The organism is Parabacteroides sp. KHUB-02, assembly GCF_056640955.1.
In genome coordinates, this window is sequence record NZ_JBWQEV010000001.1 from 1,126,272 (window position 1) to 1,151,060 (window position 24,789).

Annotated in this window: 23 protein-coding genes; 10 read left to right on the top strand and 13 right to left on the bottom strand. The window is 45.7% G+C overall.

Annotated elements, in window-relative coordinates; all coding sequences use genetic code 11:
- From ACYIA1_RS04860 to ACYIA1_RS04895, 8 genes are all read right to left on the bottom strand, one after another.
- Complete coding sequence (locus ACYIA1_RS04860; protein ID WP_480334558.1) at positions 1 to 1,320, bottom strand: TolC family protein; 1,320 nt, start codon at positions 1,318 to 1,320, stop codon at positions 1 to 3.
- Positions 1,301 to 1,741, bottom strand: coding sequence for a MarR family winged helix-turn-helix transcriptional regulator (locus ACYIA1_RS04865; protein WP_005857644.1), 441 nt, complete (start codon positions 1,739 to 1,741; stop codon positions 1,301 to 1,303). The genes ACYIA1_RS04860 and ACYIA1_RS04865 overlap by 20 nt, the downstream gene beginning before the upstream one ends.
- Before the next feature lie 324 nt (positions 1,742 to 2,065).
- Complete coding sequence (locus tag ACYIA1_RS04870) at positions 2,066 to 2,569, bottom strand: flavodoxin (RefSeq protein ID WP_005857641.1); 504 nt, start codon at positions 2,567 to 2,569, stop codon at positions 2,066 to 2,068.
- Positions 2,570 to 2,602: 33 nt separating this feature from the next.
- Positions 2,603 to 4,636: an alpha-ketoacid dehydrogenase subunit alpha/beta gene (locus ACYIA1_RS04875; RefSeq protein ID WP_196007312.1), complete on the bottom strand. Its 2,034-nt coding sequence runs from the start codon at positions 4,634 to 4,636 to the stop codon at positions 2,603 to 2,605.
- A gap of 23 nt (positions 4,637 to 4,659) precedes the next feature.
- A complete protein-coding gene (locus ACYIA1_RS04880; RefSeq protein WP_121960848.1) occupies positions 4,660 to 5,994 on the bottom strand; it encodes a dihydrolipoamide acetyltransferase family protein in 1,335 nt (444 codons plus the stop codon).
- A 104-nt stretch (positions 5,995 to 6,098) separates the two neighbouring features.
- Positions 6,099 to 6,842, bottom strand: coding sequence for a lipoate--protein ligase family protein (locus ACYIA1_RS04885; protein WP_122268214.1), 744 nt, complete (start codon positions 6,840 to 6,842; stop codon positions 6,099 to 6,101).
- A gap of 28 nt (positions 6,843 to 6,870) precedes the next feature.
- On the bottom strand, positions 6,871 to 8,220 hold the full coding sequence (gene lpdA / locus ACYIA1_RS04890; protein WP_122297278.1) for a dihydrolipoyl dehydrogenase: 1,350 nt from the start codon (positions 8,218 to 8,220) through the stop codon (positions 6,871 to 6,873).
- Positions 8,221 to 8,234: 14 nt separating this feature from the next.
- Positions 8,235 to 8,837, bottom strand: a complete 603-nt coding sequence (locus ACYIA1_RS04895; protein ID WP_036615787.1) for a nitroreductase family protein — start codon at positions 8,835 to 8,837, stop codon at positions 8,235 to 8,237.
- Between the two features lie 234 nt (positions 8,838 to 9,071).
- Here ACYIA1_RS04895 and rpmB point away from each other — a divergent pair, with 234 nt between their 5' ends.
- The 10 genes from rpmB to ACYIA1_RS04945 all read left to right on the top strand — a co-directional run bounded on the left by rpmB (position 9,072) and on the right by ACYIA1_RS04945 (position 17,512).
- The gene (gene rpmB, locus ACYIA1_RS04900) at positions 9,072 to 9,311 is read left to right on the top strand and encodes a 50S ribosomal protein L28 (RefSeq protein WP_005857630.1); all 240 of its coding nucleotides are present in this window, start codon (positions 9,072 to 9,074) and stop codon (positions 9,309 to 9,311) included.
- Positions 9,312 to 9,330: 19 nt separating this feature from the next.
- Positions 9,331 to 9,519 carry a 50S ribosomal protein L33 gene (rpmG, locus tag ACYIA1_RS04905; RefSeq protein WP_005857628.1) on the top strand — a complete coding sequence of 63 codons (189 nt, stop codon included), beginning with the start codon at positions 9,331 to 9,333 and terminating at the stop codon, positions 9,517 to 9,519.
- A 16-nt stretch (positions 9,520 to 9,535) separates the two neighbouring features.
- Positions 9,536 to 9,688: a DUF4295 domain-containing protein gene (locus ACYIA1_RS04910; protein ID WP_005638125.1), complete on the top strand. Its 153-nt coding sequence runs from the start codon at positions 9,536 to 9,538 to the stop codon at positions 9,686 to 9,688.
- Positions 9,689 to 9,907: 219 nt separating this feature from the next.
- On the top strand, positions 9,908 to 11,032 hold the full coding sequence (gene dnaN / locus ACYIA1_RS04915) for a DNA polymerase III subunit beta (RefSeq protein ID WP_005857626.1): 1,125 nt from the start codon (positions 9,908 to 9,910) through the stop codon (positions 11,030 to 11,032).
- A 10-nt stretch (positions 11,033 to 11,042) separates the two neighbouring features.
- Positions 11,043 to 11,813 (top strand): 3'-5' exonuclease, encoded by a 771-nt coding sequence (locus ACYIA1_RS04920; protein WP_005857624.1) that lies wholly within the window; start codon positions 11,043 to 11,045, stop codon positions 11,811 to 11,813.
- A gap of 4 nt (positions 11,814 to 11,817) precedes the next feature.
- The gene (locus ACYIA1_RS04925; RefSeq protein WP_413639346.1) at positions 11,818 to 12,969 is read left to right on the top strand and encodes an iron-containing alcohol dehydrogenase; all 1,152 of its coding nucleotides are present in this window, start codon (positions 11,818 to 11,820) and stop codon (positions 12,967 to 12,969) included.
- Between the two features lie 49 nt (positions 12,970 to 13,018).
- On the top strand, positions 13,019 to 14,224 hold the full coding sequence (coaBC, locus tag ACYIA1_RS04930) for a bifunctional phosphopantothenoylcysteine decarboxylase/phosphopantothenate--cysteine ligase CoaBC (protein ID WP_413639347.1): 1,206 nt from the start codon (positions 13,019 to 13,021) through the stop codon (positions 14,222 to 14,224).
- On the top strand, positions 14,221 to 15,132 hold the full coding sequence (gene porD, locus ACYIA1_RS04935; protein ID WP_480334564.1) for a type IX secretion system protein PorD: 912 nt from the start codon (positions 14,221 to 14,223) through the stop codon (positions 15,130 to 15,132). Before coaBC ends, porD begins: the two co-directional genes overlap by 4 nt.
- A 7-nt stretch (positions 15,133 to 15,139) precedes the next feature.
- The gene (gene recN / locus ACYIA1_RS04940) at positions 15,140 to 16,804 is read left to right on the top strand and encodes a DNA repair protein RecN (protein ID WP_480334566.1); all 1,665 of its coding nucleotides are present in this window, start codon (positions 15,140 to 15,142) and stop codon (positions 16,802 to 16,804) included.
- A 75-nt stretch (positions 16,805 to 16,879) separates the two neighbouring features.
- Positions 16,880 to 17,512, top strand: coding sequence for a hypothetical protein (locus ACYIA1_RS04945; protein WP_005857615.1), 633 nt, complete (start codon positions 16,880 to 16,882; stop codon positions 17,510 to 17,512).
- Here the strand turns inward: ACYIA1_RS04945 and ACYIA1_RS04950 are convergent.
- From ACYIA1_RS04950 to ACYIA1_RS04970, 5 genes are read right to left on the bottom strand one after another with little or no spacing between them, the layout of a single operon-like run.
- Positions 17,509 to 18,288 carry a LytR/AlgR family response regulator transcription factor gene (locus tag ACYIA1_RS04950; RefSeq protein ID WP_162613636.1) on the bottom strand — a complete coding sequence of 260 codons (780 nt, stop codon included), beginning with the start codon at positions 18,286 to 18,288 and terminating at the stop codon, positions 17,509 to 17,511. The genes ACYIA1_RS04945 and ACYIA1_RS04950 overlap by 4 nt on opposite strands.
- On the bottom strand, positions 18,281 to 19,321 hold the full coding sequence (locus tag ACYIA1_RS04955) for a sensor histidine kinase (protein WP_057326448.1): 1,041 nt from the start codon (positions 19,319 to 19,321) through the stop codon (positions 18,281 to 18,283). The genes ACYIA1_RS04950 and ACYIA1_RS04955 overlap by 8 nt, the downstream gene beginning before the upstream one ends.
- A 3-nt stretch (positions 19,322 to 19,324) precedes the next feature.
- On the bottom strand, positions 19,325 to 20,635 hold the full coding sequence (locus tag ACYIA1_RS04960) for a TolC family protein (RefSeq protein WP_044544955.1): 1,311 nt from the start codon (positions 20,633 to 20,635) through the stop codon (positions 19,325 to 19,327).
- 9 nt (positions 20,636 to 20,644) lie between these two features.
- On the bottom strand, positions 20,645 to 23,686 hold the full coding sequence (locus tag ACYIA1_RS04965; RefSeq protein WP_413639350.1) for an efflux RND transporter permease subunit: 3,042 nt from the start codon (positions 23,684 to 23,686) through the stop codon (positions 20,645 to 20,647).
- 5 nt (positions 23,687 to 23,691) lie between these two features.
- On the bottom strand, positions 23,692 to 24,732 hold the full coding sequence (locus tag ACYIA1_RS04970; RefSeq protein WP_480334570.1) for an efflux RND transporter periplasmic adaptor subunit: 1,041 nt from the start codon (positions 24,730 to 24,732) through the stop codon (positions 23,692 to 23,694).
- Positions 24,733 to 24,789: the final 57 nt, after the last annotated feature.

Consider the following 24,789-nt stretch of genomic DNA (forward strand, 5'->3'; position numbering starts at 1 on the left):
TTAGAGACGGCCGCAAGCCTTCTGTAGTTGATAGTAAGTGTAAATCACGTGGGTACGGGCATTCGTGAGCTGTAGCTCTGCGTTGAGGAGAACCGAGTTCGCGTCGAGTAAGTCGGTTAGGATCGCCAATTGGTTTAAATACCGGTTTTGCATGATCCTATAGTTCTCTTGAGCTTGCCGTACGGATAACTTCAAGGCTTCCACTTCTTGTAGAGCCTCCTTATGACGTAAGAACGCGGTGCGTACTTCCATACGGATTTTCTGCTTTTTCTGTTCCTCCTCGTTTTTATGTAACGAGACCATCCATTTGCTTTCCTTTATCTTATGGTTGTTTTTATATAAAGAGGATAAAGGGTAGGAGAGCGACAGCCCTATGTTCCAGTTGTTGTTATACATATCCGCTAATGTTCGGGAGACCGGACGTGCCAATGTGTTCGACGCATATAGCGATAGGCTGGGTAGCGAGGAGGCTTTAGTCAAACGTATATCGTTTTGGGCTAACTCTGTTTGTTTCCGGAGTAGACGTATCGCCGGATCATTGGAATAGGCTTGGGCTACATAATCTTCGTAAGTTTCTAAAGATACGGTTTGGTCCAGTAACGTGGTATCTGGTTTGAGCAATAGATTCTCATCGAGACCGATCAGGATATCCAATTGCTGTGATACCAGTATGAGGCTATTATCCGTTTCTTGCAAGGATAGGCGGTCGTTGGTTAATTGCATCTCGCTTCTTAATACGTCGTTATTGGTTATCAGTCCCTCTTTTTTCATACGCCGGATATCTTGCAGGCGGCGTTCCGATTCCTCGATATTACGGGAAAGCACCTCACGTTGTTTAAACAGGCTGAAAAGACCGATGTATTGGTTTAATAGACCGAGCTTGATCTCACTCTGGTCTGTGAGCGTTTGTAAAGAGGCGACTTCTTTCTCCAGATCCGCTTTCCGAATGGAATACCGGATTTTACCGCCTTGATATATCGGTTGGGTAAGGTCGATGGCATAGTTCTGGGACCAATCGGGCGCTTCCGGGCGAGTCGGATGGGCGAGTCCTTGCTCAAAGAGGATCGGTTGCCCTACATATCCACCTTTCAAGCCGATTTGCAGGTCTGGCAATTGTACGGAACGTGCCGTATGGGTTCTCTCTTGCGCTATCGATTCTTTTAAGACGTCTGCTTGGATCTGCAGACTATGCCGTACGCCTCTCTCGAAAAGCTGGTTGATGGTCAAGAAGAGCGAATCGGTTTGGGCGATTGCCGGAAATGTAGCGACCGTCATACAAAAGAGGCTCAATACGTGCTTTTTATATATTCTCAAGGACATTATGTACTGCTTTTAATTCGGATAACATGGTTTCTACGTTCTCTATTCCGATAATATGCTCCGCATGTACATAAACCTGATCAAGGATCGGGCGAATTTGCTTTTTGAATTCTTCTCCTTCCGGGGTTAGGAAAACCAGTTTGTTCCTCCGGTCCTCGGGATCTTCTTTCCGATGGACGTAGCCTTTCTTCTCTAAATTGTTCATTAGGTTTGTCAGACAAGCCTTATCCTTTGCCGTTCTCTCTGCCAAGACCTGTTGGGTGATACCTTGTTCGTGCCATAGGCAACTCAAGATTTGAAGCATCTCAAATGTTATACCGGCGTTGTTCTTTTTCAGCGTTCGTTGCATAGACCGACGAAATGCCATGCGTGTGCGGACAACTTGTAACATAAGTTCCCGGAATTCTTTACCTTCTACCATTACTTATAATTCTTTTAAACTTGCTGGGCGCGAAGATAGCGTTTTTTCTCGGATTAGTCAAATGTTTAACTAATTAGCGTCTCGCTAATAAAGTATGTTTGCCATCTAGGTGGCACAGCTTTGCCATCGGCGTGGCACGGGCTTGCCATCACTATGGCACGGGTATGCCATCAGCGTGGCACAGCTGTGCCAAGGCGATGGCAGATGTTGGCACAGTATGTGTATGAAAGACAGGTGTATAGAATGAAGGCGTAACAAACCCGTGGAGTGATTCGTTACGCTTTCTGTTTAGTTCTCGTTTACGAGTTTAAGATGCATTCTTCTTTATCCAAACGCCTCCTTCAATTGCTTCACCCATCGCTCGATTCGTTTGTCGGTTTGATCCGGTTGGTTTTCCAAATCGAGGACTAAGCCTAGTAGTTTGCCATTTTTCAAGGCTTTGGAGGCATTAAAGAAATAATCATCCGAAGAGGTCTCGCCTACTAAAGTCGCTCCACAGGAGGTGAAAGCGTCCGCCAGTATGCCGACTCCATCGGCGAAATTATCCGGATAATTCGTTTGATCTCCAAGACCGAAAATAGCGACCTTCTTATTTTTAAGGTCTAAAGTGACCAGTTCCGGGATGATCTCGTCCCAATAGGTGGGAAGCTCGCCATCGAACCAAGTAGAGGTTCCTGCGATTATATGGTCGTAAGCCTCGAAATCTCTTTTCCATGCGCTTTCAATAGGGATGATATCGATCTGATCCTCCCCGAAAGCTTTTCTTATTTTATTGGCGACAAAGGTTGTTTTCTCTGTGCCCGTTCCGTAAAATAATCCTGTTTTCATTGTGATGCTTTTAAAGATTTAACGAATGTGGATCTAATAAAGCAGCAGTTCTTTTGCCGCATGATAGATGGTCTCCTCGTTGGGGAGGATGGCCCGTTCCAAGACCGGATGGAAACCAACCGGAGTGAATAGGGAACCTACCCGTTGGATCGGAGCATCCAAGTACTGGAATAGTTCCGAGCCGATGATACCGGCAATTTCCGCTCCGAAGCCAGAGAAGACCTTGTCCTCATGTACGATCAATACTTTACTGGTTTTCTTCACCGAGTTGAAGATCGCCTCTTTATCCAATGGTATCAAGGTACGAAGATCGATAACCTCCAGTTCCCAGCCTTTTTCTTTGTAAAGAAGCTCGGCTACGTTGAGGCAAAGATGGGTCGTATTGCCATAAGTGATGATCGTCAGATCTTTTCCCGGACGGCGGATACGGGCTTTCCCAAACGGAACCTCGAAATCCTCGGGGACAAAGGTGGAGGCTTCTACCGCGTTGTAGAGCGCTTTCGGTTCCAGATAGAGCGTAAAGCCTTTAGAACGCATACTCGTCCGCAACAGTCCGGCGGCATCATCCGCGAAAGAGGGATAAACAATCCGGGCACCGGGTAATGAGGTCAATGCGCCCTCAATGGTCTGGGAATGATAAAGCCCTCCTCCGATATAGCCTCCGGAGGCTAGGCGCAAAGTAATGTTTGGGGTAAATTGCCCGTTGCTGCGCCAATACTCATGCGTACATTCCACGTATTGCTCGACGGCCGGCCAGAAGTAATCGGCGAATTCCGCACCCTCGATCACTACATGGATCTTCGGGTCAAAGCGGCACATACCGTTCGCTGTCCCTACGATATAATCCTCGGCGATAGGGGCGTTGAAGACTCGCTCGATACCGAATTCTTGCTGCATGCCTTTGGTGATGTTGAATACGCCACCCTTTTCTTTATTGGCTACATCCTGTCCCCAGATAAACGTATCCGGGTTGTGCCGGAACTCCGCTTTCAACGTCTTGTTGATCGCCGTAACTAGCGTTTCTTTCTCTCCTTCCTCGTTTTGAACACCTTCTTTGTATTTCTGAGGTTGATAAGGTTCCGGGAGGACGTAATCCTTGACGGTAGACGGATCGGGATCGGGGGCGGCCATCGCTTTCCGATTGGCGGCTTTCAGGTCTTTAGCCGCTAGATCCGCGATCTCTTTCAATTCTTCCTCGGTGAAACGCTCGTAACGAATCAGCATGCGATGGAATTTGTATAAAGGATCGGCGGATTTTACATAGGTAAGCTCGTTCTCATCACGATACAAGGTATGTTTATCGGAGTTTGAGTGGGAGCCTATCCGTACGCAATTGGCCTGAACGATCACGGGAGTCCGGTTAGCGATCGCGTACTCTTTGGCCTCGGTCATGGCATTCATGGAATCGAACACGTCTTTTCCATTGCAATGGATAATACGTAAATTCTTGAAGCCAGAGAAGTTATCGGCAACTTTACGATTGGCCGTCTGGTCCTTTTTGGGGACAGAGATACCATATCCATTGTCTTGGAAGACAAAGATAACCGGCAGTCGCTCATTGCTGGCGCCATTGATTGCCTCATACACATAGCCTTCGGAAGCGGCCGATTCACCGTGCGAGGTAATCGCTACGCCTTTCTGTCCATAGTAAACCATCGCCCGTGCCACGCCGGCGGCATGGAGATCGTGAGTCGCCGTAGCGGAAGAAACGTTCTCGATATGCCATTCCATCTTAGAGAAGTGGTTAGACATGTGGCGGCCGCCACTGGTCAGGTCGGTCGCCTTGGAGATACCATTCAAGATGATCTCCTCGGCGGTCATTCCCGCCGAGAGAACCGTCAACATATCCCGGTAATAGGGGAAGAGAAAGTCCGTGTCCTTATCGAATACTTGTCCCATGGCGAGTTGTATCCCGTCGTGCCCGGCATACGGGGCATGATAAGACCAGCCGAGAGATTGCAATAAATAGGAGGGAGCCTTCTCATCGATCGCCCTTCCGAGCGTCATAAGGTAAAACCATTTCCTGAGAGTCTCCTTATCTGTTGTTTTTATATCATACTTTTTCATGTTGTTCTATTATATATAATGTATTAAGCGTTCCAATTCTCTAGTTCGTCGGCGATGGAACGTAAAAAGGCTCCCGCCAAAGCTCCGTCCACGATACGATGATCGTAGGAGAGTGAGAGGTACATCTTGTGACGGATAGCGATCGTATCTCCCTCGGGCGTCTCTACTACCGCAGGCTTCTTCTCGATATAACCGACGGCTAGGATCGCTACTTGAGGCTGATTGATGATCGGGGTGCCGAACAGACTCTTGAAGGTTCCGAAATTCGTAATCGTGAACGTTCCGCCTTGGATGCTATCCGGGGCGAGCTTATTCTCACGGGCTTTAGCCGCCAAGGTATCTATTTGTGAGGCGAGGCCACTTAGGTTCAGCTTATCGGCATCGTGTATAACCGGGACAATTAAATTTCCGTCGTTTAAGGAAACCGCTATACCTATATTAATAGGCTTCTTTAGGATGATATTGTAACCGTCCACGGATGAATTTACTAATGGATAGGCTTTCAACGCTTTGGCTGTCGCTTCGGTAATAGCCGGCATATAAGTTAGGTTGATGCCTTCTTGCTTGAAGAATTGATCCTTCACTTTTTTACGCCAGTTAACCAGTCGGGTCACGTCTACCTCGATAACCGACGTCACATGCGGAGATACTTTTTTCGATAATACCATATGGTCCGCAATGATCTTACGTACACGATCCATTTCTCTCACCTCGTCTCCTTGGGCGAGTGGAGCAGATGGAGTGGCCGCTGTCATAGGCATGGAAGGAGCGGTCGGCGGCGCTACCGTAATTGTTGGCGTGCTCGTAGCCGTTTGCTGCATGGAAGAAACAGGAGCCTGTTTCGGCTTCGGCATTTCCGTACCTTTATTTTTGTGATCGATATACGTTTGAATATCTTTCTTACTGAGACGTCCCAGATATCCGGTACCCGGAATATGATCCAGTTCATCTTGCGATACACCGGCAGCTTTCGCTAATTGCAATACGACGGGAGAATACCAACGATCTTCCTCTTGGGAATTCTTTGATAATTCCTCTGGGACGGGAGCGGGGACTTGTTCTTTCGGTTGAGGAGCCTCCGAGGTTTCCGGCTGAGCTCCGTTATCCTCTCCTTCACCTTCGATCTCAAGGATCGCTACGACTGTACCGACCGCTACGGTGTCTCCCTCATTAAAAAGAAGTTGTTTTACTTTTCCCTCAACGGGGGATGGAATCTCAGCGCTTACTTTCGCTGTGCTTACTTCGAAAAGGACATCATCTTCCTCTACGGTATCACCTACCTTTACCGACCATGAGATGATGGTTCCTTCTGTAATACTTTCGCCCAACTTAGGCATCTTTATCTCAAATGTAGCCATATTTTGATTTTTTAATTACTGTTATATAGTGGGGAGACGGGGCGTGCCCCGTCTCTACAAACGGTATATAATAAGAACAAAGATCAAGAAGGTAAGTTTCTGTATTATAGTGTATAAGTGTTAAAGTTCCAGCTGGCTGTAGCATATTTCTGCTCTTTAAGCCGATAGATGGCTTCCAAGTCTGCTTGCGTGAAGGAATAATCCTGTATGCCGGGATTATTGATCGTGAAATAGTAAAGAAGCGCTTTCTTAAAATGCTGGATGGAGATAGAAGCCGGAAGATGGGCGCTGATATTCGTGACCGGACTCCGTACAGATTTAACGAATGTCGATCGTTTACCTCCTGTTTTCTTTGGTGTTTGATGGGATGTACTTTTCAAGGAGGTGACGAGCCTATCCAGATCGGTGGAAAACAATAAGGTAGCATGGTGCATATACCGATTCTTATGGATACTCTGTGCGCTACCCGATATTTTAAATCCTCCGATAGTTAATCCTTTCCGTTCATCCACCTCGACATGTACTCCCAATGTCTTGAGAAAATTCATGATCTGGATGGTATATTTGTCGGTCTGCATAATCTGGCCGGTCTCTATAAATGTAAGATTCAGGTTTCCCGGATCATGGTAAACGGCACCACCACCGGAAAACCTGCGTGCTATCTTGATTTGTTGGTCTTGTACGAATTTGAGATTTACCTCGGCCCATACATCCTGATGCTTACCGATCACGATTGATGGTTCATTCTGCCAAAGCATGAAAATATTCTCTTTGAAATTCTTGAGCAGATACTCTTCGGCGGCCAAATTGAAGTATGGATCCGTTTGTGTATTGTGAATGCAAAGCATCAGGAAACTGTTTTAGTTAGGCGTTTTATTAGATATATAAACTTTCGTGGAGGATCTCACTGACTGTCGGATGCGGGAAAATATTTTTCTTAAATTCATCGATTGTATAACCATTCTCGACAGCGATTCCGGCGGTGACGATAATCTCGGATGCCGGATTCCCTAGTAGATGGCAACCGATGATACGATCCTCGTCGTCCGTGATCAGTTTACATAAACCATTACTATTCTCGTTCTCTGCGACGAAACGTCCGGAATAGGTCATCGGGATCTTTTGAACACGAAAACTTTCCCCGTTCGCTACCAATTCCTCTTCTGTCTTACCCACGCTCGCCAATTCCGGATTCGTATAAACTACCGCCGGAATGGCTTTATAGCTCATCTCGTCCGGTATGCCTAGGATATGGTGTATGGCAACTTCCGCTTCCCGGTAAGCCGTATGTGCCAGCAGGGAAAAACCGGTAATATCTCCAGCCGCATATACATGTGGATGGGAAGTCAGCATATGTTCGTTCACCTTTACGCCGGCCCCTTGTATTTCGATCGCTAGATTTTCTAGTCCCAGACTCTTTGTAATCGGACGGCGGCCCACGCTCACCAATATTTTATCGGCTTCAATCGTGTCTGCCTTGCCGTTTTTCTCAACAAAGACTTTCTCTGCCGATACCTCTGAAACTTTGGTATTCAAGAAAAACTCTACGCCTTTTTTCTTATACTCGGATCGAAGCATCGCTGAGGTTTCTTTATCCATATTCCCTAATATCTCGGGTAGCATCTCGATTACCTTCACCTTTACGCCCATACTGTTAAAGAATGAGGCGAACTCCATTCCGATCACGCCACCACCGATAATCGCTAACGATTTTGGCAAATCGTTGAGATCAAGGGCTTCCCGGGAAGTCCAATACTTGACCTCTGATAACCCTTTGATAGGAGGGATCACGGTTTCAGAGCCTGTGCATACTAACACATTCTTCACTAAATACTCTTTTCCATCGCAGTGAATCCGTATATTTCCAAACTCCTCTCCGGTGATTCGTGCCTCTCCTTCTACGATGGTGACGCCGTTACCCGTAAGCCGGGCTTTTACCCCGAGCGTAAGTTTACGGACGGTCTTGTTCTTCCGGTCGATAATCTTTGCCAAGTCGAAACTTGGGTCTTTCATCGCCACTATACCATATTTGGAGGCACTTTTGATACTGTCTAGTATCTTGGCGGAGTATAAAAGAGTTTTTGTCGGGATACATCCCTCGTTTAGGCAGACGCCACCGATAGCGTTCTTCTCGAAAAGGATCGTTTTTAATCCATTCTCCGAAGCCCTTTCGGCGGCGGTGTAACCCGCAGGTCCACCGCCTATGATTGCTATGTCATATTCCATATACATTATTATAATTATTTGAATACTAAAATTCGTTCCTCTAATGGAGCGAATTGTTTTTCTCCCGGTTCCTGGGTAGAGGTTCCGAACGGCATCTCGGCGATCAGTTTCCAGTTCGGATTGATATGCCATTGTTTAGCGACCGCCTCGTCGATCAACGGGTTGTAATGTTGCAAAGAAGCGCCGAAGCCGGCGTCTTCCAGCATAGTCCATACCGCGAATTGATGCATAGCCGATGTCTGTTGGGACCATACCGGGAAATTCTCTTTATAAGAAGGAAATTGCTTCTGTAAGCCTTCTACTACCGCTGTATCCTCGAAAAAGAGGACCGTGCCATAGCCAGCCTCGAAAGAATTATCTATCTTTGCCTCGGTAGCCTTATAGGCTTCGGCGGGGACGATTTTACGAAGCGTGTCTTTTACGATTTCCCAAAGCTTCTTGTGGCTTTCACCCAGTAGCAGTACGATTCTCGTAGACTGCGAATTGAATGCGGAGGGAACGTGAGTGACCGCTGTCTTAATAATCTCATGAATCTCGTTGTCGGAAATGGGAGAGTTGTTACCTATTCCATAATGTGTCCGGCGATGCTGGATCGCTTCTTTAAAACTTCTTGCCATAATGAATATCATGTTATGTTGTTATATACCTATAACTAATTTAAGACATGATTTGTTGAGGAAAAAATATTTGAGAATTCTTGCGGATAAATCAAAATAATTCTTACCTTTGCACCCTGTAAAGATAAGACTCTATTAGAATCTTCGTTTTTGTTCATGATGCTAGTTCAGAAAGGGAAGACACATAGCAGGAGTTGACTTAAATTTCGTATAATTTAAAAGAACAGATTAGAAATGTCTAAAATTTGTCAAATTACTGGAAAGAGAGCAATGGTTGGAAACAACGTTTCTCACTCAAAGAGAAGAACGAAGCGTAAGTTCAATGTCAACCTGTTTACGAAGAAGTTCTACTGGGTAGAGCAGGATTGCTGGGTTAGCTTGAATATATCTGCGGCTGGCTTACGTACAATCAATAAGTTAGGTTTGGATGCGGCTATCAAGATGGCGGCTGAAAAAGGTTATTTGAACGCATAATTTGTGGAGGATATAGAAAATGGCAAAAAAAGCAAAAGGAAATAGAGTACAGGTAATCCTTGAGTGTACAGAGCACAAGGAAAGTGGAATGCCGGGTATGTCTCGCTATATCACTACGAAGAATAGAAAGAATACTACTCAGAGATTGGAATTGATGAAATACAATCCGGTTTTGAAGAAGATGACGTTACACAAAGAAATTAAGTAATAGGAGATTTTAAACGATGGCAAAAAAAGCAGTTGCAACATTTAAGAAAGGTGACGGTCGTACTTATTCCAAAGTGATTAAAATGGTTAAGTCTCCGAAAACAGGTGCATACATCTTCCAAGAGGAAATGATCCCTAACGAAGCAGTAAAAGATTATTTCGCTAAATAATTAAGTATCGAATAATAAAGAATATAAGAGGCTTCTCTCCGATAAAGCGGAGGGAAGCTTTTTTTGTACCCTAAACTTTTGAAAGTATAGTTGGTTACAAATAAAATATTTTCTTAATTTTGTTGGGTTAATTTGTAGAGATGGGGCATGCCGTGTCTCTTCCCATCCAAATGGCAGTTTGTGTGAAATAATAATATAACAAGATAAAATATTAAAGCTATGAGATTCGATGTATCCAGCACTGCGCTATTATCACGTTTACAGTCTATAAGCAAGGTTATCGCTTCCAAGAACTCTTTACCGATTCTGGACAGCTTCCTTTTTAACCTAGAAGGAAATACGCTTACGGTGACAGCTTCCGATGCCGAGACCCGGTTGGTGACTTCCGTAGACGTCATGAATGCCCAAGGTGCCGGACTCTTTGCGGTTTCCGCCAAGATACTGCTCGATCCGCTGAAAGAGCTTCCCGAACAACCGCTTACTTTTGATATCAATGATGAGAATTTGGAGATTTTCATTCATTTCCAGAATGGTAAGTATAATTTTATCGGTCAGAAAGGGGACACATATCCGCAGCAGAAGCCGTTGAATGATAACGCTATCTCTATCTCGATGGATGCCCAGATGCTGTTAAACGGCATCAGTCGTTCCTTGTTCGCCACGGCCGATGATGAGCTTCGCCCTGTAATGAATGGTGTCTATTTCGATATCCATACGGATGATTTGACGTTCGTGGCATCAGACGGACATAAATTGGTTCGCTTGCGTAACTTGGCGGTGAAATCCCCGGAACGGGCTTCTTTCATTTTGCCGAAGAAGCCGGCTAATTTATTGAAGAATTTGTTGGCGAAGGAGTCGGAGCAAGTATTGATTAAGTTTGATGATAACAATGCGTATATTACTTGCACGAACTTCGAGATGGTTTGTCGTTTGATCGAGGGGCGTTACCCGAACTATAATAGTGTGATTCCTCAAGAAAACCCGTTTAAGGTAACGATCGATCGTATCTCTTTCTTGAATGCTTTAAAGCGTGTTTCTGTCTTTTCTAATCCGGCGAGCAGCTTGGTGAAGTTGCACTTGAAGGATAGCTTGATTACGGTTTCCGCCCAAGATATCGATTTCTCCACTTCTGCGGAAGAGCGTATTGTTTGTCAGTTTGACGGGACGGAGTTAAGCATCGGTTTTAAGGCTACATATCTGATCGAGATCCTTGGAAATATCAGCTCGGAAGAGGTTGTATTAGAATTAGCGGACCCTTCACGTGCCGGCTTGATCGTTCCTTCTGAGAATGATGAGGACGAGGACTTGCTCATGTTGCTGATGCCGATGATGTTGAATGACTAATAAATAAATAATGCAGTTAAACTTAAGGAACCCGCTGGTCTTTTTTGATTTAGAGACCACGGGTATAAATATCGTAAAGGACCGTATCGTAGAGATTTCCTACGTGAAGGTCTTCCCAAATGGGAAAGAAGAAACGAAGACACGCCGGATAAATCCCGGTATGCCTATTCCCCCCGAATCTACCGCTATTCATGGCATAACCGATGAAGATGTAAAAGATTGTCCGACCTTTAAGGAGATCGCTAAATCTTTGGCAACCCAGATCGAGGGTTGTGATTTGGCCGGATATAATTCCAACCGTTTTGATATACCCATGCTTGCCGAGGAGTTTCTGCGTGCGGGTGTGGATATCGATTTGAACCGGCGCAAATTTATCGATGTACAGACGATTTTCCATAAGATGGAGCAACGTACGTTATCTGCCGCTTATAAATTCTATTGCAATAAAAGCTTGGAGAACGCTCATACGGCTGAGGCTGATACATTGGCTACGTATGAGGTGTTGAAAGCGCAGCTGGATCGCTATCCGGATTTGAAGAATGACGTTGCTTTCCTTTCCCAATATTCCTGCTACTCGAATAATGTGGATTTCGCCGGACGTATGGTTTACAACGATAAAGGCGAGGAGGTTATTAACTTCGGTAAGTATAAAGGCCGTTTGGTAACGGAGATCTTGAAGTCGGATCCGGGTTATTATTCTTGGATCATGAATGGCGATTTCCCGTTGAATACGAAGAAAATGTTGACAGAGATCCGTTTGAGAGACTTTAATTCAAAATAAGGCGATGAATAATTTTGAGTTTTGCAATCCTGTAAAGGTTGTGTTCGGCAAAGGAAGTATTGCCCGTTTGTCTGCGTTAATTCCAGAAGGAAGTAAGGTTCTGGTGGTATACGGTGGCGGTAGCATTAAGAAAAATGGCATTTATGAGCAGGTGACGGCAGCTTTGAAAGACTTCCATACCTATGAGTTTGGTGGTATCGAGGCGAATCCCCGTTATGAGACTTGTATGAAGGCTGTTGAGTTGGTGAAGAGGGAGAATATCGATTTCTTGCTGGCGGTAGGCGGCGGATCAGTGATCGACGCTACGAAATTTATCGCTTCGGCTACGTTTTTCGAGGGAGATCCTTGGGATATCTTGTCGAAAGGTGGCGTGATAAAGAAAGCGCTTCCTTTAGGAGTAGTGCTGACTTTGGCCGCTACCGGTTCGGAAATGAATGAACGGGCGGTAATTTCCCGGGAATCTGTTCATGAGAAATTGAATTTCATGTCTCCGTTGGTGTTCCCTAAGTTCGCTATCTTAGATCCGCAGGTAACTTATTCTTTACCAGAGCGGCAGGTGGCTAACGGTGTCGTTGACTCGTTTATCCATGTGGTCGAGCAATACTTGACTTATCCGGTGAACGCTAAGGTTCAAGATTATTTTGCCGAGGGATTGATGAAGACAATCGTGGAAGAAGGCCGCAAGGTCTTGCAAACCCCGAATGATTATGATATTCGTGCTAATTTGATGTGGGCGGCTACGAATGCCTTGAACTGTTGGATTGGCCAAGGAGTACCCCAAGACTGGTCCTCACACCGTATGGGATATGCATTGACGGCGCAGTTCGGCTTGGATCATGCCCAGACTTTGGCGGTTATCTTGCCGGGTGTCATGACCTATATGCGTAAGGAGAAAGCGGCGAAACTGATCCGGATGGGAGAGGTCGTATTTGGTATTACCGAAGGATCTGCCGATGAAAAGGCGCAAAAGTCAATAGAGGCTACGGAAGATTTTTTCCATTTCATGGGATTAAAGACCCGTCTTTCCGACTATGGGATCAAGGAGTCCGACTTGGATGCTTTGGTGGAACCTATCGATCGAATGGGATGGAAACTTGGCGAATATGGCAATATAAACTCAAAAGTAGCCAAAGAGATTCTTTTGTTGAGGTTGTAGAGACGCAATGTGCTACGTCTCTACTGGCAAAGATAAATTGATTCGATATATGACATTGAAAGATAAACATATTATATTAGGGATTACGGGGAGTATAGCCGCATACAAAGCCGCTTATATCATCCGGGGATTGGTGAAAAAAGGAGCCGAGGTACAAGTGGTTATCACGCCGGCGGGAAAAGAGTTTATCACTCCGCTTACGTTATCGACGTTGAGTAGCCACCCTGTAATCAGCGAGTTTTTTTCCAATAGGGATGGTACATGGAATAGCCATGTGGATCTGGGGCTTTGGGCGGATGCCATGTTGATTGCTCCGGCTACCGCTTCCACGATCGGTAAGATGGCGAACGGAATCGCCGATAATATGCTGATAACTACTTATCTTTCTTGCAAATCCCCTGTATTCGTGGCTCCGGCCATGGATTTGGATATGTTCGCTCATCCGAGTACCCAACAGAATCTGGAGCGCTTGCGTTCATTCGGTAACCGGATTATCGAACCTGCCGAGGGGGAATTGGCGAGCCATTTGGTTGGTAAAGGCCGGATGGAAGAACCCGATAAGATTATCGAGGTTTTGGAAGACTTCTTTTTCGCTCAAAAAGATCTTGAAAAAAAAAAGATCTTAATAACAGCAGGTCCGACATATGAAAAGATAGATCCCGTACGTTTTATAGGTAATTACTCTTCCGGTAAGATGGGGTTCGCTTTAGCGGAAGCTTGTGCGGAGAGAGGGGCGGAGGTGACTTTGGTCGCTGGTCCAGTCTCTTTAAAAACACATCATCCGGCTATTAAACGAATCGATGTTGAGTCTGCCGGGGAAATGTACCAAGCGGCGATAACCGCATTCCCGAGTAGCGATGCTGCCATATTATGTGCCGCTGTCGCCGATTACCGTCCGGAGAATGCTTCCGAGCAGAAGATCAAACGGGAAATAGAGGGAGAGATGACGCTTCATTTGGTTCCGAACCCGGATATCGCCGCCTCTTTGGGTGCGATCAAGCGGGAAGGACAGGTCATGGTGGGGTTCGCCCTGGAGACGAACGACGAGGCTACTCATGCCGAAGGTAAACTGAAGCGGAAGAATCTCGATTTCATCGTCTTGAATTCTTTACGAGACCAAGGTGCCGGTTTCCGTTGCGATACCAATAAGATCACGATTATCGACAATGCCGGAGGAGTAACGAGCTATCCGCTCAAAACGAAGCGGGAGGTAGCCTCTGATATCGTAAATAAGTTGGTAACATTATTGAAATGAGAAAAGTAAGAAGACTGTTTTATCTATTCATGCTTTGCGCCGCTCCTTTTTGTGGGAAGGCGCAAGAGTTGAACGCCCGTATCACGGTAAACGGAGACAAGATCGCGACCGCTAACAAGCAAATCTTCACGACCTTGCAGAACTCCTTGACTGAGTTCGTGAATAACCGGAAATGGACGGATGCCACGTTTGCCGTCAATGAGAAGATCGATTGTACGATGACGATTATCGTGAATGAATTGGATGAGACGAACTTCAAGAGCGAGATCCAGATACAAGCCCGCCGTCCGGTCTATAATTCCAGTTATACAACTACTCTTCTGAATTTTAGGGACCAACAGTTGGATTTTGAATATACGGAGGGAGAGCCATTGGACTATAACTCAAATACGCTGACCAGCAATCTTACGGCCACTATCGTGTTTTACGTCTATGTGATCTTGGGGCTTGATTTCGATAGTTTCGCCCCGAAAGGTGGAACTACCTATATTCAGCAAGCCCAGCAAATCGTGAACATGGCCCAGTCCGAGATGTCGTGGACGGGCTGGAAAGCTTTTGATAGCAACCAGAACCGCCATGCCGTAGCGACGGCTTTGCAAGATAACGCATCCGACGCTTTCCGGGAAATGTGGTACACGTATCACCGGAAAGGACTCGATGAAATGGCGGCAAATCCGGATCGCGGACGTACGACGATCATCGGTGCGCTTCCCGCCTTGCAGGAAGTAAAGAAAGCCCGGCCTACTTCTGTGCTTCTACAAATGTTCGTCGACGCTAAATTAGATGAGATTATCGCGATTTATTCGAAAGCGACCACACAAGAGCGGCAAGAGGGCTATAAGATGCTGTTCGAGATCTATCCGGCACAATCCACTCGCTTGGAAGAGCTTCAAAAACCAGTAAGGTAAAATAGTTATGTTGAAATCCTTATTTATACAGAACTTTGTCTTGATAGACAATTTGGATATCCGCTTTGATAAAGGCTTCTCGGTGATAACGGGTGAGACCGGAGCGGGAAAATCTATTATATTAGGAGCCTTGTCATTGGTGCTGGGACAACGTGCGGATGGTAAGAGTATAAAGAAAGGTTCGGATAAATGTGTGATCGAGGCCGTATTTGATGTCTCAAAATATCAGTTGGAGCCTTTCTTCCTAAGTAACGACCTTGAGTACGACGCGGATAGCTGTATCTTGCGTCGGGAGCTTTATGCCTCCGGCAAATCCCGTGCCTTCGTCAATGATTCTCCGGTTTCCCTTACGATCTTAAAAGAGTTGGGAAGCCGCTTGATCGATATCCATTCGCAGCATCAGAACCTATTGTTGGGCGATAACCGTTTCCAGCTGAAAGTGATCGATGTAATGGCCGAAAATGAGATCTTGCTCATTCTTTATAAGAAGGAATTTACCCGTTATCAGGCGTTGCGAAGGGAACTGAAAGATTTGAGGGACAAAGCGGCTCAAAGCAAGCAGGAGGAAGACTATATCCGTTTTCAATTGGAACAACTGGACGAAGCCAACCTTCAACCGGATGAGCAGGATGAGTTGGAGCAAGAGCAAGAAACTCTCTCGCATGCGGAGGAGATCAAAAGCTCTTTATATAAGGTAACCGAACTCTTGGACGGCGAGGAGCTAGGAGCCATCCAAATACTCAAGGAAGCCCTTTCCACCGTGGATTCCTTAGAAAGATATTTCCCGAAAGCCAAGGAGATCTCCGAGCGAATCCGCTCGGCTTATATCGACTTGAATGATCTGGCTTCCGAGACAGACGTTTTAAAGGAAGATGTAGAGTTCAACCCGGAACGATTGGAATGGGTGAATGAACGCTTGAATACCCTTTATACGCTCCAGCAAAAACACCGTGTCTCCACCGTGGATGAATTGATCGCTATACGGGATCAATACCAAGAGCAATTGCGTGCGATCGATTCTTTCGATGAGCAAATCGGTTTGTTAGAAAGTCAATTGGATGCCTCGTATAAAGAGTTGCTTCAACAGGCCTCAGTGCTTAGCGAGCAGCGTAAAGTCGCTTCCACGGCGATGGCCTCGCAATTGGTCAAGATGATTATTCCGTTGGGGATGCCGAATACCCGTTTCCGTGTGGACATCCTTCCTCGCAAAGAGCCGGAGAGCGATGGAATGGACGATATCCGATTTATGTTCTCCGCCAATAAGAGTGCGGAATTGCAGCCGGTAGCCCAAACCGCTTCCGGAGGTGAGATCTCCCGGTTGATGCTCTGCATTAAGGCTATGATTGCCGGGTTCACCGCTTTACCTACTATTATCTTTGATGAGGTAGATACGGGGGTATCGGGTGATATCGCCGATAAAATGGGGGATATCATGCAAGAACTCGGAACAAAGATGCAAGTTTTCGCTATCACTCACTTACCTCAGATAGCGGCGAAGGGGCAAGCTCATTATTTTGTTTATAAGAAGGATACCAAAGACCGTACGCTGACCCGTATCAAGCAATTAGAGGGGGAGGAACGTGTGAACGAGGTGGCCCGTATGTTGAGCGGAGCCTCGTTGACAGAGGCTTCTCTTGCCAATGCGAAAGATTTGTTGGGTATCAAGGATTAAACCTTTCTGAAGTAGGGCAGTCTTAGATAAAAGAACAAACGATTCGCTTTATTATTAACTTAAAATTGAAAAGACATGAAACGATTCAGCTTACTATGTGTGTTGGCTATATTGTGCAGTTTACCCGCTTACAGCCAGTTTTGGATCAGTTTTGGGTGGAATGAACCGCATTGTCAAAATTGTCTTTGGATGGAGCAAGCGATGCATTTGCCCGCTCGCCAAGCAGCGGAATACCATAAGATCATCCATAAGTACGGACAGAAAATAGAGAAGGAGGCCCGCCGTGACTATCGGTATTGGGACCGGGCAGCTCGTCGTATTTACGATTTGCGCATGGAAAGGGATCGTAAGATCCAACGTATATTGACTCCGGCCCAGTTCAATCTATATGTCCGTTTTGTAAGGGAGCATCCGCAACGTATCCATGATTATCGGGGATGGTATGCGAATCCGAGATATCCGGATCGCCGCCCGTCCCATGACTGCCGTCGCTATGAGGATAACTATTGGAATTACCGCTGGGGTACCATTCACCATGACAATCATTGGAGAGACGACCGGCATGACTCAGATAGACATTGGGATCGTGACAACCATCGTCATGACTATCGGAAACCAGCGAAACCGGATAAGCCCAAACCTAAAAAGAATAAGAAGGATCGGGACGATAGAAAAGAACGGTATTATAGCAATGGGCGAAAGGTCTAATAATTCAGCCATAGCTTGAAAGAGGCCCATTTTTCTTTGCTGACCAATATTTTCTCTTTATGTTCCGGCTTTATGTGGACAATGACCTTATTCTGAAAATAGGGCTCTATTTTCACGATGGATTCGATATTTATGATCGTCTGCCGGTTCGTCCGGAAAAATTTATCGGGATCTAATTGTTCCATGAGTTTATCCAGCGGGAAATCGATTATGTACTCCTTGTTTTGGCGTGTGACAGCGAAGGTGATCTTGTTTAATGAATAAAAGTGGGCGATATCCTCCACCTGTAAAGTAACCAGTTTCTCGTTGCCGGAAATAAGGAAACGGGTCCTGTATTTCTTGCCGGGATACGTGAGGGAATGGAGTACTTCCAATAAATCATTTTGCTCTAAGAGCTTCTGGTTGTACTTAGACGTGACATGCTCGAATTTTTGGATGGCTTCCTCCAATCTCTCTTGTCGTATCGGTTTGAGTAGATAATCAATACTGTTTACCGTAAAGGCCCGGACTGCATATTCATCGTAAGCGGTCGTAAAGATAATGAGACTTGTAGGACAAGCCTGTTCTATAAATAAAAAGGAATTTCCATCCGACAACTGGATATCCAGAAAAACGATATCCGGATGCGGATGGGAAGCGAACCAAGCCACGGATGATTCGATGCTTCCGGGTATCTTGATGATATCCCATTGCGGGCGTAATTTCTTTATCATACCTTCCAGTAACCGGGCGGCCGGTTTCTCATCTTCGATAATGGCTACTTGAATATTATTCATAAATAAGTGGGATTGATACGGTGAATTGGTGATCATTTTTACGGATTTGGATATCCTGCTTACATAGTAATTGATAACGCTCCGACAAATTCTTTAATCCTTTACCGGATGCGTTTGAGACTTTTTTAGGTCGTAATGTATTGCTGACGCATAGATATCGACCGTTCTTTTCAGTATATACTCGTATGGTCATCGGGTTAAAATCGTCGATATAATTATGTTTCACGACATTCTCGGCTAGCAGTTGCAGTGTCAGAGGGGGTAATTGATGGTCAATGACGTTGTCGGGAAGATCGCATTCCAACGACAAACAATCTCCCAGCCGGACTTGATGGAGGAATATATAGGAATCCAGAAAATCAAGCTCCTCTTTTAAAGAGACGATCTGGCACTGTTGCTGGCGGAGCACGTAACGGTATACCTCGGATAGATGCTGTGTAAACTTGACCGCCGTAGATGGATCATACTCTATCTCCGCTATCAATGTATTCAAGCTATTAAACAGGAAATGAGGATTTAGCTGGCTTTGGAGAGCGGTATATTTAGCTTGTATAGATTCTGCTTCCAATCTTTGTTTCTCCTTATATAAATTCAATGTATAACGCATCGAATAATTAATCAAGAGAAGGCTGAAAATGATCATCTCCACGAACCAGACGGCTATTACTAAACCGGCCCCTTTTGCCCGGATCACGAAAGGATCGCCAATGCTTGTGATCCATTTCAACGAGATAAACAGGGTACAATTCATAAGTAGCAATAGGATCGCTACCAGCAGATAATGCCATAACATTCGGCTCTTATCGATATAATACAATGGGTAATTGGTAGCCATCCAATTACTGCTGACCAGTAAACTGAAACCGAACAGGTTGAATACCGCTATCGTGATGGACAAAGCGATCAATGAAATTTTTATATCGGGGATGCGCTCTTGTAGCTCCGTATGATATAACAGCAAGAAATAGGAAAAGACCCCTAATGCCGAAAACAAAAGGATACATGCCGATTTCCCGTATGATATTTCTTTCATGACCTATTCTTTTTCGCGAAGATAATAAATTGCCCGTTCGAAATCCGTCTTCGCCATCTGTGCGTTTAGTTTGGATTGTATATAATTAACCTGAGCTTGCTGATGATATAGTTGAGCGTTGATAACCTCGACGATGGAAACATTCCCCTCCTTATAACGCTCCATGGCCATTTGTTCACTTTCGGATGCTTTTGATAATGAGCTCTCGGTTAGTTTGACTTTATCGATAGCTTGCTTATAGTTGTAATGGGCGGTTTGTATTTCCAGCCGGATCTTATCTTGCGCCTTGCTGAGATTCTGTTGAGCCATATTGATGGCGTACGAGGAAGCGTTGCGGGTACTCTTACGTTTTCCCCATTCGAAGAGCGGGATACTGAACTTGGCGTAGATCGCATAGTTCGGATCTAGGTCGGATTTGAAGTTATAGCCCGGTGAGGAATAACTTCCATCTACTCCAATATGGAATTGGGGTAAGAAACGGGCATCTGCTATTTTCCGGGATGATTCCTGTAACTCGATCTTGTTTTGGGCGATCCGGTATTCCGGCCTGCTGGTTATCGCGTTATCTATCTCATCCGATAAAGGGATAAATTGTTTGAGGGCGATTACGGAATGATCGATCGGCAAGGTATCGCTCGGGTTTACACCAGCGAAAGAATTAAGGGCTAAACGTGCGATCTCGGCGTTATCACGAGTTTGCAATAACTGGAAATCTGCGTCGTTTAGTTTTACCTCCGCCATAAGAAGGTCGTTTCGATCGATATATTCGACTTCTACCCGGTGGCGTACGACCTCTACCAGTTGCTGTATAGATGTACGAAATGCCTGTGCCTCGAAAACCAGCTCGTGTTGGGCTACTGCGTTCCAATAGTAGATATCGGCGTCGTGTAGGGTATTGCTTTTTATACGATTGGATTCATTGGATGCCAACTCTTTTTCCTTCCGTGCTTTTTGGTAGTTGGCACGAATGCCGCCTCCGGTATAAATCGGTTGTGATAGGGAGAGAGTCGCCCCATATTTCAGATCTTTACCTTGAAAATAAAGGGGGGAACTCATAGATGGCAAATCAATCGATAATTCTAGCGGATTACCGGTATAATTGAAATTACCTCCCGCCGAGAGTTTCGGTTTGAAATCCGCACGGGCCGATTTTATCATTTCCTGTTTCATGGCCTCGTTGTATCCCGCTGCTTTCAAGTCTTGGTTGTATTCCAAGACTTTTTCCCTATATTGCGCTTGATAATCGCTGTTTTGTGCGATTAACGGGAAGGATAGGAAGGATAAGAGACCGCTGATAATATATACTTTGTCCATTTTTATCGTTTATTTGTGAGGTGAATGAATCCGGTAAAACAATGCGTATAACGTCGGGGTTACGAATAACGTAAGTAAGGTGGCGAAGGTGAGTCCGAAGATAATAGTCGCCGCCATTCCACCGAACGCTACGTCGAAAAGTAAAGGCACCATTCCTAGAATAGTCGTGGTAGCCGCCATCAAGACCGGGCGAGTCCTTGAGATGGTTGCCTCTATGATCGAGTCGTATGGAGAGATACCGTTACGACGTTGCGTGTTAATCTCGTCTAATAATACGATTACGTTTTTGATAATCATACCCAAGAGTCCCAACCATCCGGCGATCGGGAAAAAGCCGAAATCGAACCCGGTAAGTAACATACCGATCGCTACCCCGATTAAGGAGAGAGGGAACACGCAAAGGATGATTATCGGTTGACGGAAATTGGAGAATAAAGCGACCAATATAACAACCAACATCAAGAAAGCCAACGGGAAGAATTTGACAAGGGCTTGCAATCCCTCTGTCTGGTCTTTGTATTGTGAATCCCAGAAGAAGCTATATCCTTGGGGCAGGTTCATTTTCTCGATCTCTTCCCGAATCTCACCGTGTACCTCAGACATGGTGTAACCGTTTTTCACGCCACACATCGCTGCCATAGACAATTGTCGGTTGTAGGTTTTGATCTGCGGATATTCCCATGTAGAGGTTACTTGTTGGGTTACTTGCGACAAAGGAGCGGATTTCTCTCCATTCCAGACCGAGAAATCGCCTAATGAATGGGGATCATTGATTCCGCTCGTCTCCGATTTCAATAAGACCGGGACTTTCTTTTCCTCATCCCGGTAAATCCCGATAACCGCACCTTCCTCGATGGATTTGACGGATTCCATCAAATTGGCCTTGGTGATACCTAAGGAACTGGCTTTTACCGGATCATATACCGGGCGTATCATATAGGTCATATTACCCCATTCATTCCGGGCATCGGCTACTTTCGGGTTCCTTCGCATAATGTCGATAGCTACTCCAGCCAAAGAGTCCAATATCGCCGGGTCCGGTCCGAGGAAACGGGCTTCTATCAAGGCTTCCGTAAGCGGGCTTAACTCAAACTTGTTCACCTTGATGAGCGGTTCCGGATATTTTAAGCGAATTGAGTCTTGTAGCAAGGCATGCAATTCCCGGGCCTCTCCGGATGTCTTACATTTTACCAATAATTGGGCATAGTTTGGTTGAGGACCGAAGCTAACGTTCGATAGATAATAACGGGGCGGTGTCCGTCCGATATAAGAGGAAACCATTTCCGTCTGCGAATATTCTTGGATGGATTCGGCCATATCGGTAGCGTATCGATCGGTTTCCTCGATGGCTGTACCTTCCGATAGCCACATATCTAAAGTGAAATACTGCTTATCGAGCGAGGGCACGAACACTTTCGGGATAAACTGGAAACTCCATGCGGAGATAACCAATAGAACGGTTAAGATACCTACTGTAGCGTATCGGTATTTGATGACAAGGCGTAGGGAAGACCGAAAATAATCATAGTATTTTCCGGAGAATAATTCCCCTGTTAACTCGTCCGGTCTGGGGCGCCGTACAAACTCTTGGATGAAGAGTGGGGTTTGCGTAAGCGCGAACACCCAGCTGAACATCAAGGATACTCCGATCACGATCACTAAGGATGAAAGTAATTCGCCCGTGATATGCGGTGAATAGTAAATGGGCAAGAACGTGAGGATCGCGATAGCCGTAGCCGCCAGTAGAGGCAGGGCGGTGGATGAGCAAGCCCTCATGATCGCGATACGTTTGCGCATGCCTCGTTGCATATTTACCAAGGCAGAGTCCGATACTACGATGGCGTTATCTACCAACATACCCATCGCGATGATGATAGCGGCAAGAGACATTCGTTGCAAGGCGATCCCGTTGGCGAACATGACAATTAAAGTGGCGAAGATGGAGAAAACCAATCCGCTACCGATCAAAAGGCCGTTTTTGAAACCGATAAAGAACAATAAGATTGCTACTACGGTCACGACGGAGATGATCAAGTTCAAGATAAATCCTTGGTTGGCCACGGCAGACTCATATCCTTGGTCGTATATGGAGGTGAGCTCAAAACCCTTGGGCATGGTCTCCGAAAATGATTGAATACGCTTTTTCACGGCCTTGGCCATATCGACCACGTTCCCGGTCGGTATGGTAGAGATAGCGATACCGACCGCTTGCTTGTTATTGATGCGCATGAAGTTTTGGGGCGGAGTCTGGTAACCCTCTTCGATACGGGCGATATCGCCTAGCCGGAAATGCTCGCCGGAATGAGATACGATCGTAAGGTTACGGATATCATCCAAGGAGTAAAAATTACCGGTGGATTCGATACGTATGCGAGTCTCCCCGTTGCGAATACTCCCGGCGTCTACCACTTTATTCTGTCCGTCGAACGCCCGTTTGATATCAGCTGTCGTAATACCCCGATTGGATAAGATCGTGGGGTTTATCCGGATATCGATTACGGGAGTTTGTATGCCGTAGATCTCTACCTTTGCCACGTCTTTTACTTTCAGTAAATCGTCTTTGATCAGTTTGGCTTGATCCTCCAGTTCCCGGTAGGTATAAGATTCTCCGGTCAATCCGTAGAAAACACCTAATACATCGCCAAAGTCATCATTGACGATGGAGGTTCCCGCTCCGGAAGGTAATTTGCCTTGTACGTCGTTTACCTTTCGGCGTAGTTTATCCCATAACTGCTGCATCTCGTCGGCCCGGATTTCCTTTTTCACGTAGACCGTGATCTTGGAAAGTCCAGCCCGGTTCTCTGTCTTCAGATAGTATAACTCGCCTAAGGATTGAATGGCTTCTTCCAGCACATCCGTCACTTGGGACTGAACTTCCGAGGGGGAGGCGCCGGGATAAGGGGTAAGTACCAAGGCTTGCTTGATCGTAAACGGGGCATCTTCCAGTTTTCCCATCTTTGCGTAAGAGAACAGTCCCCCTGCCAAGATCAGGACTAGCAGGAGCCATGTAACCGCTTTGTTTTTCAGGAAATATTTGATGAATTTTTGCATCTTACTTATTTTTGGATGGTTACGGTACTATTTTCAGAAAGGAAACGTTGCCTTGTCAATACGACAAGGTCATTTTCCGTGATTCCTTCCACGATCTCTATCTGGTTATTTCTTTGCTCACCGAGTTTGACGGGAACGGAGTTAACCTTGTCTCCTTTAACCACCCATACATAATCTCCTTTTTGGGGGCGATGACAGATAGCCGTTAAGGGAAGCCATAGATTTTGAGACCGCTCTTCTTTGGGTAGGTCGATCGAGAGGATTCCACTCATTCCGCCCAGCCATTCCATATCTGGATTTGGGACAATGGCGGTCAGCAGATAAGAGAGGTTATTGTTTGTCGTACTTTTAGACACATATAAATCGGAAGGGGTGATTGTCCGTTCGGGAGCCGTATCGAAATGGATTCCTATTTGACATAGCTTCTGTTTTTCTTTATCATATAAGTGTAAGGCGACTTCCTCTGGTATATAGGTCTCGATCTTGAGCCTGTCCAGTTCTATGAAGGTAAGGATTGGCTCGGTCGCTTTCACGTCTTGGAAAGGTTCGATATGGATATTTTGGATATACCCGTCGTAAGGGGCGCTCAGATGGGTATCGCTTAGGGCGTTGACGGAGGTCTCGTAATTGGATTTGGCAACAAGGAAATCCGCTTTCGCCTTCTCATAATTACTTCCGGAGATGTTATTCTTTTTGTAAAGGGCCTCGATCCGTTTATACTCTTGGTTGGTTTGCGAATAGAGCGCCTCTGTTTGCTGCTTGCGAATCAAGAAGTCACGGTTATCGATCGAGAGGATCGTACTGCCTTTGGAGAACGCTTGTCCGGGCCGTAAGTCGAAATTCAAGACGGGGCCATTGATGCGGAAAGATAGGACCGTCTCATTGTAGGGCCTTGATAAAAAGGTGTATTCACGACTTCTGCCGATCTCTGTCTTTTTTATTGGAGAGATCACCTCGACAGGTAAGTTCGTGCCTTCGGACTTTGTGTTCTTTTGGCATGCCGATAAAAGGATGCCCAGAAGCAGGATGTATGAAATTCTTCTCATAAGATATACCTAGTTATTTGTTACCGGGCAAAAATAGAGGCAATGGATGAAGGAATA

What these genes read in the sequence shown, in the direction of transcription:
- recN (WP_480334566.1), top strand. Translation starts at nt 15,140, where the DNA reads ATGTTGAAATCCTTATTTATACAGAACTTTGTCTTGATAGACAATTTG.
- rpmB (WP_005857630.1), top strand. Translation starts at nt 9,072, where the DNA reads ATGTCTAAAATTTGTCAAATTACTGGAAAGAGAGCAATGGTTGGAAAC.
- ACYIA1_RS04910 (WP_005638125.1), top strand. Translation starts at nt 9,536, where the DNA reads ATGGCAAAAAAAGCAGTTGCAACATTTAAGAAAGGTGACGGTCGTACT.
- lpdA (WP_122297278.1), bottom strand. Translation starts at nt 8,220, where the DNA reads ATGGAATATGACATAGCAATCATAGGCGGTGGACCTGCGGGTTACACC.
- dnaN (WP_005857626.1), top strand. Translation starts at nt 9,908, where the DNA reads ATGAGATTCGATGTATCCAGCACTGCGCTATTATCACGTTTACAGTCT.
- ACYIA1_RS04925 (WP_413639346.1), top strand. Translation starts at nt 11,818, where the DNA reads ATGAATAATTTTGAGTTTTGCAATCCTGTAAAGGTTGTGTTCGGCAAA.
- porD (WP_480334564.1), top strand. Translation starts at nt 14,221, where the DNA reads ATGAGAAAAGTAAGAAGACTGTTTTATCTATTCATGCTTTGCGCCGCT.
- ACYIA1_RS04865 (WP_005857644.1), bottom strand. Translation starts at nt 1,741, where the DNA reads ATGGTAGAAGGTAAAGAATTCCGGGAACTTATGTTACAAGTTGTCCGC.
- ACYIA1_RS04875 (WP_196007312.1), bottom strand. Translation starts at nt 4,636, where the DNA reads ATGAAAAAGTATGATATAAAAACAACAGATAAGGAGACTCTCAGGAAA.
- ACYIA1_RS04860 (WP_480334558.1), bottom strand. Translation starts at nt 1,320, where the DNA reads ATGTCCTTGAGAATATATAAAAAGCACGTATTGAGCCTCTTTTGTATG.
- ACYIA1_RS04970 (WP_480334570.1), bottom strand. Translation starts at nt 24,732, where the DNA reads ATGAGAAGAATTTCATACATCCTGCTTCTGGGCATCCTTTTATCGGCA.
- ACYIA1_RS04895 (WP_036615787.1), bottom strand. Translation starts at nt 8,837, where the DNA reads ATGGCAAGAAGTTTTAAAGAAGCGATCCAGCATCGCCGGACACATTAT.
- ACYIA1_RS04950 (WP_162613636.1), bottom strand. Translation starts at nt 18,288, where the DNA reads ATGAATAATATTCAAGTAGCCATTATCGAAGATGAGAAACCGGCCGCC.
- rpmG (WP_005857628.1), top strand. Translation starts at nt 9,331, where the DNA reads ATGGCAAAAAAAGCAAAAGGAAATAGAGTACAGGTAATCCTTGAGTGT.
- coaBC (WP_413639347.1), top strand. Translation starts at nt 13,019, where the DNA reads ATGACATTGAAAGATAAACATATTATATTAGGGATTACGGGGAGTATA.
- ACYIA1_RS04885 (WP_122268214.1), bottom strand. Translation starts at nt 6,842, where the DNA reads ATGCTTTGCATTCACAATACACAAACGGATCCATACTTCAATTTGGCC.
- ACYIA1_RS04960 (WP_044544955.1), bottom strand. Translation starts at nt 20,635, where the DNA reads ATGGACAAAGTATATATTATCAGCGGTCTCTTATCCTTCCTATCCTTC.
- ACYIA1_RS04870 (WP_005857641.1), bottom strand. Translation starts at nt 2,569, where the DNA reads ATGAAAACAGGATTATTTTACGGAACGGGCACAGAGAAAACAACCTTT.
- ACYIA1_RS04955 (WP_057326448.1), bottom strand. Translation starts at nt 19,321, where the DNA reads ATGAAAGAAATATCATACGGGAAATCGGCATGTATCCTTTTGTTTTCG.
- ACYIA1_RS04945 (WP_005857615.1), top strand. Translation starts at nt 16,880, where the DNA reads ATGAAACGATTCAGCTTACTATGTGTGTTGGCTATATTGTGCAGTTTA.
- ACYIA1_RS04965 (WP_413639350.1), bottom strand. Translation starts at nt 23,686, where the DNA reads ATGCAAAAATTCATCAAATATTTCCTGAAAAACAAAGCGGTTACATGG.
- ACYIA1_RS04880 (WP_121960848.1), bottom strand. Translation starts at nt 5,994, where the DNA reads ATGGCTACATTTGAGATAAAGATGCCTAAGTTGGGCGAAAGTATTACA.
- ACYIA1_RS04920 (WP_005857624.1), top strand. Translation starts at nt 11,043, where the DNA reads ATGCAGTTAAACTTAAGGAACCCGCTGGTCTTTTTTGATTTAGAGACC.